Here is a 12,938-nt window from a genome sequence, read left to right as displayed (position 1 = left end):
CTTAACTTATCCAATTGGTATTAAATATTAGGAATATATATATGTGGTTTAGTAACCTGATTTGTTACAAATTTAAGCAAGACATTTCATACCAACAAGAAGAATTCGAAAAAGCATTAGAGCAAGATATTTTTCGCCCATGTGGCAGCCAAGATTTAAGTACTTTTGGTTGGACTAAAGCACTTGGTAAGCATGGTCAAATGCTGTCTCACTTCTCACAAAAATCTATCTTAGTATGTGCAAAGCGTGAAGAAAAAGTGCTACCAGCAGCGGTTGTAAATGAGCTAGTTGCAGAAAAAGTAGAGCAAATAGAAGCTGAAGAAAACCGTCCTGTTAAGAAAAAAGAAAAAGACGAAATCAAAGAAAACTTATTACATAGTTTACTACCTCAAGCATTTAAAAAGTCTAGCCTACAATTTGCATTTATTGACTTAGAAAAAGGCTGGTTAGTTGTAAACTCAGGTAGCTTTAATAAAGCTGAAGAATTACTTGCGTTATTACGTAAATCTCTAGGTAGCCTTCCTGTTGTACCTGCATTTGTGAATTTCGATTTAGGTTTATTTTTAACTGATTGGTTAAGCAAAATGGCACCACCTGCAGGCTTTGAAATTGGCTTAGACGCTGATTTGCAAGAACCTGATGAAAATGGTGCTCAAGTTAAATTAAAACAACATGACTTATCATCTGATGAAGTTCAAAATCACCTTGAGAATGGCAAGCAAGTAACTAAACTCGCTTTAGATTGGAATGAACGCATCAAATTTATGTTAGTTGAAGACGGCAGCATTAAACGTATTAGTTACTCTGAAGTATTAAAAGACGAAAATGCCGATATTCCAAAAGAGGATATGCTGGTAAAACTTGACGCTGACTTTATGCTAGCAAGTGAAGAATTAAAGTTAATGCTTGAAGATCTATTATCTAGTTTAGGCGACGCTGAAGAAGAATAGATATAAAAAGGTGACAATTGTCACCTTTTTACTTATTTATTTCGATTAAGAAAATGCTGATTTGACATCGTTACGAATATTTAAGTAATCATCTTCTTGTAACATCTCTATTGAAGGGATAATGCCCTTTTCGACATAAGAGCCTAACATTTCATCTTTATTACTGACTTTCAACACGCCTTCTTTTATCGCACCAATACGGATAAAGTCTACATAACACGCGTTACTCGGGCGATAATTAGGGTTTGACCAACTTTCAGCAACTTCAACAAAATCATCAGTAAAGCCCCAAGCTCGCATAATTGAACCGCCGATTTTACCGGCAAGTTTTTTAATTGCTAAAGCTAAAAATGCAGGGTTGGCAAAAACTTCTGGATGACGCTCTGCTTCAGTTAAAATAGGTAAAACGCCAATATTATAAACAAGCGCAGCTAAAGTGATGGTATCTAAGTTTAGTGAAGTATGTTTATTATTTTTCACATAAATTTGAAGTAAAGCAATCGCACTAGAAGCAACTTCTAAGGTTTTTTGCCAAGATTTATCTAAATAATTTTTTACTAAATCATTTTGAGATACAAACAGTTGCTCCATTGCCATTGCGGTTGCAATATTCTTTATTTGCCTTAAACCAATTCGTGTAACAGCCTGATTTAATGTTGATACTTTAACTGTCCTTCCTAAAAAGGCACTGTTTGATATTTTAATCATTCTTGCAGCGAGAGCTGGATCCTGACCGATAACATCTGCCATTTCCATCAAGTTAACATCAGGGTCATCAGCAGACTCCCTGACCTTAACAGCAATTTCAGGCAAAGTCGGTAATACAAGTGTATCGTTATTAATTTTTTCAATTAAGATCGTAAGTAATGCATTCTCAGTTGACATAAACCCATTTCCTTTTGCTATCCCACACTTGGGAATATAATTTTTATTATCTATCTCAAGTATTGACTAAGTTCACGATAAAGTTAAGAAAAATTTAAATGTTTTTTTAATTTAGTAACTTTACAGGCTTTGTGTTCACCATTACTCTAAGAGCCTTATAAAATAACAAGCGAACTAAAAATGAAATTTAACAAAATTAGCTTAGCACTCATACTTGCAAGCGCAACACTACTTAGTGCATGTGATAAAACTCAAAATGCACCAGCAGAAACTCCAAAGGTTTCAACTGAGTTAGTTTCAAGCTCTCAGGATAGATTAGATATCTATACAACTGTCGCTTTAACAGCAGATTTATCAACACTTTCTGACAATCAAAAACAAATGCTTGTTAAATTGATCGATGCTTCCAAAATTATGGACGACCTTTTTTGGCAACAATCTTTTGGTGAAAAAAAATCAGACTTTTTAGCTAAGATTTCTGATGATAAAGTAAAGAAATATGCTGATGTAAACTATGGTCCTTGGGATCGCTTAGATGGCGATAAAGCATTTTTAACGGGATATGAAGAAAAACCTTTAGGTGCGCAGTTTTATCCTGCAGATATTACCAAAGAAGAATTAAATAAAGCACAAATAACAGATAAACAAGGTTTATATTCTGTTGTTCGTCGTGATGCAAAAGGCGCTTTATATTCTATCCCTTATTCAAAAGCGTACAAAAAGCAACTAACTAAGGCGTCAGAGTTATTAAAACAAGCATCAAAACTTGCAGATGATAAAGAGTTTGCTGATTACTTAAATCTTAGAGCAAAAGCCTTATTAACAGATGATTATCAAGCGTCCGATTTTGCTTGGATGGATATGAAAAATAACCCAGTTGATGTAGTTATTGGCCCAATCGAAAATTACGAAGATCAATTATTTGGTTATCGTGCTGCTTTTGAATCTTATGTATTAGTTAAAGATTTAGCCTGGAGTGAAAAGCTTGCTAAGTACGCAGCTTATTTACCCGAATTACAAAAAGACTTACCCGTAGAGCAAAAGTATAAACAAGAAGTGCCGGGCTCTGATGCCGATTTAAATGCATATGATGTGATTTATTACGCTGGTCACTCTAATGCCGGTAGTAAAACAATTGCTATCAACTTACCAAATGATGAAGAAGTGCAACTTAAAAAAGGTACTCGTCGCTTACAACTTAAGAATGCGATGCAGGCAAAGTTTGATAAAATTCTAGTGCCAATTGCACATCAACTGATCGTGCCAGAACAACGTAACAACATTACTTTTAATGCCTTTTTTGCTAATACCATGTTCCATGAAGTTGCTCAAAAGGCGAAAACTTCCAAAACGGCTTACATTTAATTCTTGAACTTTTTTTTGCCTCGCATATACTGAAAGAGCGATTATTTATTTTCACTTACTTATGGAGCGGGTATGGCAAAGAAAAGAAAAAAAATCAAAATCGATCTCAAGAGAACACGGGGGGTAACTGAAATCCCGATCTCTGACAAAACTAACCTCCCCTCCTACACTCGATACGTTGATACCCCTTTAAACAAACAACGATACTTTTTTGAACTTCCGTTGGATAAATCTGAAATTGAGGATGAAGACAATCCTGATAAAAAGTTTTATCGTCTCGGTAAAAAGTTCTACGGCAGATCCTGCTTCCATATAGTTACAGACGGAATTCCTTTAGTCGGCGAAGATATCGCAAAAACGTTTGCAAGAATTTTGATTAAAAAATATGCCAACAAAGAATTGAGCAATAGCTTTTTTAGCAATGCCTCATCTACAATACACCTTTTCTTCACATACCTTTCTACCCTAGATAATCCACCAGCTCTGTTTACCGACTTAATTCAGATACATTTTTCTGGTTGGGTAAATGGATTCGACGATACCACAGCGGGGAAGCGGCACAAAGACACTCTACAAGCGCTCGTAAAACAACACCCACATGGAAAAAGTCTAAATCTGGACAGGCTGTGGATTTTTCATAATGTGCATAATGAAATTAAAGTAGAAGAACTTCCTGATTTTGATAAATTGGTAGGAGAAGATGATTACTCCGACTCAATAATGTTTCAGGTTTTGGCATTTCTCTGTTTCGATTTTGAAAAAATCGAAGACCGATTTTACCGACTCAACGAAATGACATCAGAAAATCTCGGTGAAAATTACTTCCCACTCGGCTCTATCAATACGGATAGCGAAAGATTGATGGGCTTATTCAATAGTGGAGATGAAGGTCACGAGATATTACTGAACAACATATTTCTGGCAGTTCAGGATGAAAAAATAAATGGTCGTAAGCATCGTTCAATATCTAATGGCGCTAATTATTTACAAAACCTGCGACGAGTAGCTGAAAGTAAAACATTTGCAAAAACCTATGGCAAGAGTTTACTGCCTGAGTTTTTAACTTACTTGGCAAATGGCATGTGGCCCAGGTCGAACATTCAGGGTGTAAAACGGAACTATGTTCCGTTTTACACCCTGACCAGTAACCATCATCAAACAACGACAATTATATACACTCTGATATCTTCTGGTATTAATAAAGAAGTTGTACTAAGTCTCCAAAGAACAATTAATGGTGTACCGTGGTACGAAAACTTTGATGTTGAACTCGGAATTACAGAAGATTCAGCCATCCGTGATAGGCAAATTGTCATCTATGGCGAAAAACATAAAGGGAAAGGTGCGTACAAGTCTATTCCGGTAACCATCACGGTTAACAGCCCTCTATATCGCTATCTTAAAATGTTTGATGAAACGCGTGCCCCAGATAGAAAGTATATTTTCAACACTAATGACCTCAACAATGAATTAGAGCTTTTTTGTGAGGCATACCCGATATTTGATGAGGATGGAGAACGACTAAAATCCCTTTCACCAAACAAATTCAGAAAAACGTTTGCAGGACACAAACTGTTGAAATTGATTGGTGAGGTTAAAAATGCTGATGAGTTAGTTGTGAAACTAAAAGATGCTTTAAATCATAATCGTTTTGACACAACCTTATTTAGTTACATTATGAAATCAGGTATTGGAAACACAGCACTAAATACTGCTATCGTGGCACTAACAAGCGACCTACTTGAAAAAGCGCTAGCCTTTCAAGGCAGTGTTTGTGAAGACCATGAGAAAAAGGCCAGCAATAAGAGAGTCTTTTTATGCGAATGCAACGATCCAGCCAATCCTACTCACGGACTCCCCATTGCAAGGCAGTGCAACCGATATGATATGTGCCTTGGATGTGAGCGGAGTGAAGTCTACTCGAATCATCTACCAGCAATTTGTTATCGATTGCTTCAATTAGAAGAAAAACGAATTGAGAGTCCAGAGGACTTCGCGGCTACCCTTGAAGACCGGAGACAAATTGCTATGGATACGATTGCCACTTTTCGACTCAAGCATTCGCGTGGTGAAACAGTAGTCGAGGAAGCTTATCAAGTTGCTAATCAGGCGATGGCAGACAATACGCCTCTACTGCCTCCTATTATCCAAAGCGGAGCTATATAATGGAATTTGAACTAAGTGTCGTTAATCATGATGAATCGCAACGTGAACTCGGATACAAGCAGTGGGAGTGCGTAAGAGCGCTAGAGGAGCATTACAAGCATTGCGACATGTCTGCCATATCCGATGTGTCAAGTTTTAGTGATGACGTCTGGTTGACAGGAGAGCGGCTCTCTACTAATTTTAACTGGTTTAATAAGTTGCCAGAAGAACGCCACCGCCCGTTGAAGTTACTGGTCAAAATAGTTACTTATCATGCAATCACCCATGAACGAAAAGCCATCTCCGGTATTCACAGTAAGGCACTAGGGTTCTTAAACTTCTTTATTGAAGTGTGCGAATCAAAGTCTGTTCTTATCTCGGAGCCAAACCAACCATTCAATTATCTTTGGCTCTTAACCAATGACGATGTTGTTTTTCTTATTACAGATCGCTTGAGCAAAGTAGGTACATTTTCAAAAAGCATACTAGAGTTCATCGACCATATGAATTTCGTACCAGCCAGTGCATTCCCTAATGCGGAGTTCTTGAATGGTAAATTTCCAAGCCCTTGGGTTGAAGATAAGTTAGGTGCAGAAGAATGGCTAGTTCAATTTAAGAACGGACTAGGGTTCAATACTGAAACTAAACCCTATTCAGCTCTACAGTTCGAAGTGGTCAGTCAAATAGTAAAAGCAACTTCACCATTTGTTGATGAAAACTTTGATACGCTGAAAAAGGCGTTGAACATATTGAAAGATGAGCTTAGCGACTATGACTATACCGAAAATAAAAGACAAGACGGACTGAATAGAGCCTCCCCTCGCCTCATCAAATTAAAAAATAAGCTTTCGAAGATCCTGCCGCTGGAGTTCTCAGATAGATACAAAACGCCCTGCGTAACGACGAGTTGGTATTCTCAGTTTATCCTACTGATTCAAAGTGCTGCATCTTGGCTGATACTACTAACAACAGGCTTACGCAACACCGACATGAGAGGATTAAAGAATGGATGCTGCAAACCATCTAAGCGCCATGACTTTATCAACTACCTGATTGTAGATATAAAGAAAACCAAGCTTCGTGGATATGTGCTTCCCGTACCTGAACAAACGCGCCGTGCCGTTGAGCTTCTTGAGCTAGCGAAATTTGATCAAGACTGTGACTGGTTACTCACAGGTCAAAAAAAATTGGTAACAGAACGCAAATCTGACATAGCAATTGAACGTGGTGCACAGAGTCGAATGCGTGATACCAAAACATTTAACACCCTATTACAGAGTCTCGCCAAACACTACGACATATCTCTTGACACAGTAAGTCCTGATGATGACGAAGCAACAGCTCATTGCGTAAGAGCTACCCTGGCTGGCTGGATTGGTTCAAATAGCCAAGCTGCAATTTTAATCCTCAAAAAGCTTTTTGGTCATTCCAACGCTTTAATGCCAGATGCTTATTTAGCTCATAACCCACTTATCATTGAGCAACGAAACAAAAATATCAGTAAAGCACAAGAGAGTCTTGCTGAGGATATGGCTGTGGCCCTGATTAATAAAAAAGTATCTGGGAACAAAGGTAACCAACTCCTTAAGGGGGTTGAACATATCAAGAAACAGATACAGCTTGAAGATAGCATCGAAATGAAAAGTCTCACAGAAATGGAAATGTTTACGACTCTCAAGCAACGAGTCAAACAGATGCTACTCACTAGGGCTAGAGAAGGGCAGATCTACGCATTGCTTACGCCAATGGCTGCGATATGTATGAGAGCTTGTTCAGATACGAGAGATACCGCGTGCGCCAAACTCGCAAACAACCAAGTCAGAAAGGAAAAAAGTATTGATAAAGCCATTACTGACGTAATGGGAACATTACCTAACCCAGCTTTTTGTGTTGGGAAAGAATGCTCTGATGCCCTGATAGGACATCCTTGGAGCAAAGACTTGTTGGGAACATTCGACTTTTATGTAACTTATTTAGAAGCTGTAGGCCACAACAATCTTGACTTGGACGATACTGCAAAAGGTTTCGTGAAAACTTATGGCCCGATATTAAAAGATATCTACCAGGAAGATCGGGAGGTTGGATATTTTGGCTAAAAAAGAATATGACAGCAGAACCCACGACGAAAAAATATCAGATCTACGGGCGGTGTTTGAGCGGCTTAAGATTCAGGCTCTCGCAACTGGAAAAATTAGCGCCTGCTCAATAAAAAAGGTTTGTGACGGGGCCAATGTGTCTGACACCTATCTCTATACTGACAAGTTGGATTCACCAGAGTTGAATGCCAAGTACCACAAGATAAAAGCAGACATTACTGGCTTTAAAAAAGACTTCAAAAAAAATAAAGGTAGCATTCAAGCCGATTCTGAAATTGGTCGAGCACAGGCCGAAAAAACTACAATGCAGAATGAGAGGGACGAAGCACAGAGGCAGTATGTAGAGGTTCTTCAGCAGGTGCAGGGACTTAAGAACCAGGTGCACAAGCAAAAACAAACGATTAAAGATACTGCTGACCACTCGGTTGGCGTTGCTTATAACAACCTCCTACAATCACCGCAGAGTACGAAAAGCCCATCTTTTTCTCATGCAAAAATAGTTTCACCAGATACCCACTTGTTGGTTGACGGAAGGTATTGTTTCCATGACAAAAACCTCAGAAATTTAGCTTGGCGTTCGTCAGTTTATGAGTTGGAAGAGCTATTGAAGCGACCGCTTGCACAGAGGATCTACATGCTCGTGGGGCCTCCATGTGCGGGTAAAAGTGATTGGTGTAAAGCTTCTGACTATTTCTCTGACAGACATCCAGTTGTGATTGATGCAACCAATCTAACAAAATCAGAACGAATAAACTGGTTTACCGTTATTTACAAATACATTCATACAAATGACATCAAAGTGTGTGCGGTTTTTTTCGATGTACCTTTCGAGATCTTGCAAAAAAGAAACAATAAGCGCTCAGCAGATAAGCGGCTTGATAATGACGAGTTGCTCACTAAATTAAGAACTCTTGAGCCAGTAGATGTGTATGAGGGTTTTGACGAAATAAAGGTGATTAGATATGGATAAGGCACAGCTGATCAGCCAGTATGAAGCTGGAACGATAGGAAAGCAGCAACTCGGCCAACTTCGTCGAATGGTGCTGGAGCCATTGATTGAGAAGATACTCAGCTCCAGCGTTCAGGATGCATGTGACTGGCTTGATGATAAAAAGTCTAAGCTTTGCACAAAAAAAATCGCAGCTGCGGTTGGCTATGACATTAAGCCAGTTAATGTCAGGCAATCATTTAAGCCAGAGCTAGTTAGCTGTCAAAAAAAGCTTAAGAAACGAGGTGTAATTGTTACTGACAGCAAAACGACTAAAGAAATTGGTGATGAGAACGCGAGGGATTTCTTAGAATTTATGGATCTTCGGCTTTGTAATAAATCATACCGCTGGCCGATAAACAATAAGGGGCAGTTATACAGGAAGGCGATTTGGGCGTATTTTTTGGATCTGCCAGTAGTCGATGTCAAGAATACTCCTGAGATGCTCTCACGCAATGAAGACGTCAAAAACATGCTTTCTTCTGTAGATGTGAAGATAGTCGAAGGGAAAGTGAAAACACTGGATCATTCATCAGAAGCTGCGCTTGACGAAGTATTGAACAACATGACTTCGCGTTCCATATCTACTTTGCGACAGCAACTCAAAGAAGTTCGAGAGAAAGTTAGCTTTGAGCGTGAGGAGAAAAAAAGGCTTGCAGAAGAAAACGAAGAACTACTTAAAAAAGTAGCTTTCTATGAGCAAAAAGACAAAGCATTAATAAGCGGTTCTGGAGTGGCTTCATTAAAAAAAGCAGGAGTCCATTAATGCTACATCAAACAGGTACAGTGACGAAAGTGCATTTTGAGTCTGATGACATACAAATATTTGCAGTGAAGTCTTTGGGTAAAAAAACTCGTGTCCGTCTTGAGGATAAACATTTGCGAGTGGCGGTAGGAGATCATGTAGTTGTTGAAGGGAGTGTTAATGTTCATGATACGTATGGTGAACAGCTTCATGCGAACAACATTACATACATTCCTGTAACAAATGAATTGCTGGCTGATTTCATGACCTCAGGAACTGGGGTTGGCCCAGTTATATCAAAGCGGCTTCTTAGAGCTTTCCCAGTTACATTAATAGAGCTGCTAGAGAAGCGAGACATTGACACTCTATGCACTGTCGAGCGCGTTTCTCAGGGTTTGGCATTGGTCATTTGCCGCAATTGGCATAAGCAGAATGGAAAGGCTCAACTAATTGAATTTATGGATGGTGTTCTAAAAAACACGCCACCATCAAGCCGCAGGCGAATAAAAAATGCAGCTAAGAGTGCATTTGATTTTTACCACGAAGAAACAGTCAAAAAGCTCAACGATGACCCATTTCGCCTGTGGGCTTTTAGCTCATTTAAAGAGGCTGATATACTCAGAAAGGCCATGAACATTAAATTAGACGATGAACGACGTCTAGTTTGTGCTGTTGAAGAGGCAGTCTACAGAAAACTGGAGGAAGGGAGCACACAAGTCCATCCATTAGAATTCAAAAGCAAACTCGATAAGATTATTGGCGAAGAGCTATCAATAAAAGCTTTAATTGCAGCTAATAATGCAGCAAACACCTTACCTCCACGTATTATTGTAAGAGATACCGGAGTGCGAAGAAATGCATTGTGCAAATGGTCGGAAGACATGCAACGTGAGTCAGCACACCAACATCTATACACGCAAGCATATTCGCTACCTGGGCCTGAACTTATGGAGAGATATGTCTCAGAGCAATTAGTTAAAAGAATTCAAGACACAGTTTCGCCAATCAGTGTTCCTGATACCTATATTTCAACATACAAGCTCCCATCCGATCATCATTTAAGCCTAGACCAACAACGAGGCGTTAAGACTATCTTGGCGAACTCGGTATCGTTAATATCAGGCGGAGCCGGAACTGGCAAAACCAGCGTTTTGTATTGTGTAAACGATTTAATTAAACAAAACGGCCACGGAGTTTTGCAGGTTGCTCTTGCTGGAAAAGCAGCCCAGCGACTAATTCAACAAACAAATGACGCCGCATACACGATAACAAGTTTGCTGCAAAAGATCGTTGATGAGCCAAGTTTTCTTGATAGATATGAGTGCCCTGTATTACATATCGATGAAGCATCAATGGTCGATCTCCAAACGATGTATAGAGTTCTTGTTGCATTTGAAGGCAAGTCGGTTCGCCTGGTGTTTATTGGTGACTGGGCGCAACTCGCACCTATTGGCCCTGGCCTAATTTTTCATGTGCTCATGAAGTCAAAACAAGTTGCTAAAGTTGAGCTTAAGCAAAATTTCAGAAGCAAAAGCGGCATCGTTCATGCCTCGGAGAAAATTAAAGCTGGCGAAATCATTGAATCAAACGGTGAAGTTGAGTGTATTGAGTACGGTGAAGACGAGGATGTTTTTGACATTATCAAAGCAAAATATCTGGAGCACAGCCGTAATAACAATGAAGTTCACGTTGTTGCGGCAAGGAAGAAAACCACAGCTGAGAGCAACGTCATGTTACATAAATTGCTAATGCAACGCGCCAAAGTGATTAAGGCTACTCCACAGTTTCGCGTTGGCGATTCCGTTATTTATAAAAAAAATAGCATATCCCTAGGGCTTGTTAATGGTTCGACTGGCAAAATTGTTGCCGGAGAGACAGTAGCCAATAACGGGGATGTTGCAGATATGGTTGTGGACTTCAATATAGAAGGCGTAAAAGCTTTGATGCTGGAAGATGTTCAAGATGAGTACCGTGGTGATTACACCCTTCAGCATGCCTACGCCATCACTTGTCACAGCGCCCAGGGGAGCGAATTTGATACTGTCATAGTAGTTGTTGAAAACTCCAAGCTAGTAGAAAGAAGTTGGTTATACACCGCTATCACGCGAGCCAAGAAGAAGGTAATCGTTATCTCTAAAGTTGGGGCTATGAAGACTGCTCTCAAACGAGGGTTTCGATTTGAGCAAATTAGTGTAGGTTTTAATATATGACCATTAAACTAAATCACCAATGCAAAGGTTCAGAATACCCCATCCCTTACCGTGAAGGCGGGGAGGTACATACTGACTTGTTAAGTTATTTAATATGCAGAAAAGAGAACCGCTCTCGGCTAGGTGGTAATTTAAGGCCAGCTAGTGATCGAACCATTCTTAATAAGGCAAATCACATAGTTTTCTTATTAAACCTTTTCGAGGAATCAGACCTTGATTATAGGGAAGCAGAGTTTAAAGATGTGGAAACGATTATCGAGAGTTTGTATCACGAATATGATTGGGAGGGTGACAGCTTAAAAGTTTACGTTTCAACATGGAGAGCGTTTTATGATTTTTTAACACTGGAGGCTGTTGACCACAACATGATCTTCCCTGAAAGGGGAACGGTAATGTTTGAGAAAGACAAAGATAATGATTTCCAATCCCACACTAAAAGAACACATAAAGCGGCGATTGAAACCGAAACAGCTGTGCCGGACGAATATTGCGAACACAAGGATGATTATCGAAATGATGTTATTTCAATGAGGCAATTTTGGAAGTTATACGAATACCTCTACAAGAATGAAGATCCAGTATACGCAGTAATGGCTGCAACCATGCTACAAACATTCCTACGCATCGGTGGCGTAATGCAATTCCCTAAAGGGGTTAATAAACGCAATCCAATGTGGCGAACACTCGATGAGATGAAAGATAAGAAACAGGTGTGGCAAAGCTTATCATACCGAAAAAAAGGTGGAGCTATTGGCACCTGTATTGTTCATAAAGAAACTCTCCAGATGATTCACGATGAATATCTATCGGAGCACTATAACAAATACAATGATCTGTTCATAACTAACTATTGCGAAACCTTACACGCTTACAAAAAAGGAATTACCCCCTCAGATTCCTTTACCTGGCTAAATAAGCATGGAACGCCTGTTTCCATTCGCTTACTCCAACAAGCTTTTGAAAGAGCATCGGCAGCATTAGGGTTTAGTGTTCACACTCATACGATGCGTCACACAGGTGCTACACAGTTGCTTTACAGATGGGGAAAAGAGAATGGAATAGAGGTTACCGAAGCAATTGCAACAGATATACACTCGTGGCTTAAATTGCAGTTGGGGCATGCCGATATGGAAACCACTTACAGATACATTAGAACCGTATACAGATTAAAAGCTCAGGATGCAATCTCAGAGTTGTTACCAGCAACACTTACCATATCTGAGGAGCAGTCAAAAGCAAAGAACCCTGAGTACGCATCTGCATTGGGTGCTATGGAAAGGGGAATAAAAAGGCATGAAGAATATATGCGAGGTATTGAATACAAGGCTTGTTCGTATTAAATTTTGATGGCAGAGAAGTGAGGGAACTTGTTTTCGAGTGGAACGAATCGAACCAAGCGTAGCGCGGTAGTGCCTGAAAATACCCTTTCGAAAATTAACTAACATTAATACCTAAAGCTTGAGTTATCCTAAGAACAATACTCCATAGTTTTGTTCTTAAGTCGATTAACATAGAGTTATAGGTGTAAAATCGCTGACTAAATTCTTAAAAAAA

General features: G+C 39.4%; 8 protein-coding genes and 1 pseudogene. 8 read left to right on the top strand and 1 reads right to left on the bottom strand.

Going from position 1 to position 12,938, the window contains the following annotated elements; genetic code table 11:
• Positions 1 to 41 precede the first annotated feature (41 nt).
• Complete coding sequence (rdgC, locus tag KO527_RS07760; RefSeq protein WP_216039751.1) at positions 42 to 950, top strand: recombination-associated protein RdgC; 909 nt, start codon at positions 42 to 44, stop codon at positions 948 to 950.
• Positions 951 to 995: 45 nt separating this feature from the next.
• On the opposite strand, the gene KO527_RS07755 is transcribed toward rdgC, so the two are convergent.
• Complete coding sequence (locus tag KO527_RS07755) at positions 996 to 1,835, bottom strand: HDOD domain-containing protein (protein WP_216039750.1); 840 nt, start codon at positions 1,833 to 1,835, stop codon at positions 996 to 998.
• 180 nt (positions 1,836 to 2,015) lie between these two features.
• Here KO527_RS07755 and KO527_RS07750 point away from each other — a divergent pair.
• The 7 genes and pseudogenes from KO527_RS07750 to KO527_RS07720 form a co-directional block, all read left to right on the top strand.
• Positions 2,016 to 3,164: pseudogene (locus tag KO527_RS07750) on the top strand (Zn-dependent hydrolase); the annotation flags it as partial.
• Positions 3,165 to 3,272: 108 nt separating this feature from the next.
• The gene (locus tag KO527_RS07745; protein ID WP_216039748.1) at positions 3,273 to 5,366 is read left to right on the top strand and encodes a hypothetical protein; all 2,094 of its coding nucleotides are present in this window, start codon (positions 3,273 to 3,275) and stop codon (positions 5,364 to 5,366) included.
• Positions 5,366 to 7,441 (top strand): tyrosine-type recombinase/integrase, encoded by a 2,076-nt coding sequence (locus KO527_RS07740; protein ID WP_216039747.1) that lies wholly within the window; start codon positions 5,366 to 5,368, stop codon positions 7,439 to 7,441. The genes KO527_RS07745 and KO527_RS07740 overlap by 1 nt, the downstream gene beginning before the upstream one ends.
• Positions 7,434 to 8,411 carry an ATP-binding protein gene (locus KO527_RS07735; RefSeq protein ID WP_216039746.1) on the top strand — a complete coding sequence of 326 codons (978 nt, stop codon included), beginning with the start codon at positions 7,434 to 7,436 and terminating at the stop codon, positions 8,409 to 8,411. Before KO527_RS07740 ends, KO527_RS07735 begins: the two co-directional genes overlap by 8 nt.
• Positions 8,404 to 9,195: a hypothetical protein gene (locus KO527_RS07730; protein ID WP_216039745.1), complete on the top strand. Its 792-nt coding sequence runs from the start codon at positions 8,404 to 8,406 to the stop codon at positions 9,193 to 9,195. Before KO527_RS07735 ends, KO527_RS07730 begins: the two co-directional genes overlap by 8 nt.
• The gene (locus KO527_RS07725) at positions 9,195 to 11,384 is read left to right on the top strand and encodes an ATP-dependent RecD-like DNA helicase (protein ID WP_216039744.1); all 2,190 of its coding nucleotides are present in this window, start codon (positions 9,195 to 9,197) and stop codon (positions 11,382 to 11,384) included. Before KO527_RS07730 ends, KO527_RS07725 begins: the two co-directional genes overlap by 1 nt.
• The gene (locus KO527_RS07720; protein WP_216039743.1) at positions 11,381 to 12,724 is read left to right on the top strand and encodes a site-specific integrase; all 1,344 of its coding nucleotides are present in this window, start codon (positions 11,381 to 11,383) and stop codon (positions 12,722 to 12,724) included. The genes KO527_RS07725 and KO527_RS07720 overlap by 4 nt, the downstream gene beginning before the upstream one ends.
• Positions 12,725 to 12,938: the final 214 nt, after the last annotated feature.

This window comes from Pseudoalteromonas sp. C2R02 (assembly GCF_018860845.1).
Lineage (GTDB): Bacteria > Pseudomonadota > Gammaproteobacteria > Enterobacterales > Alteromonadaceae > Pseudoalteromonas.
The sequence above is the reverse complement of the archived record's forward strand: the minus strand, read 5'-3'. Positions and strand labels throughout refer to the sequence as shown.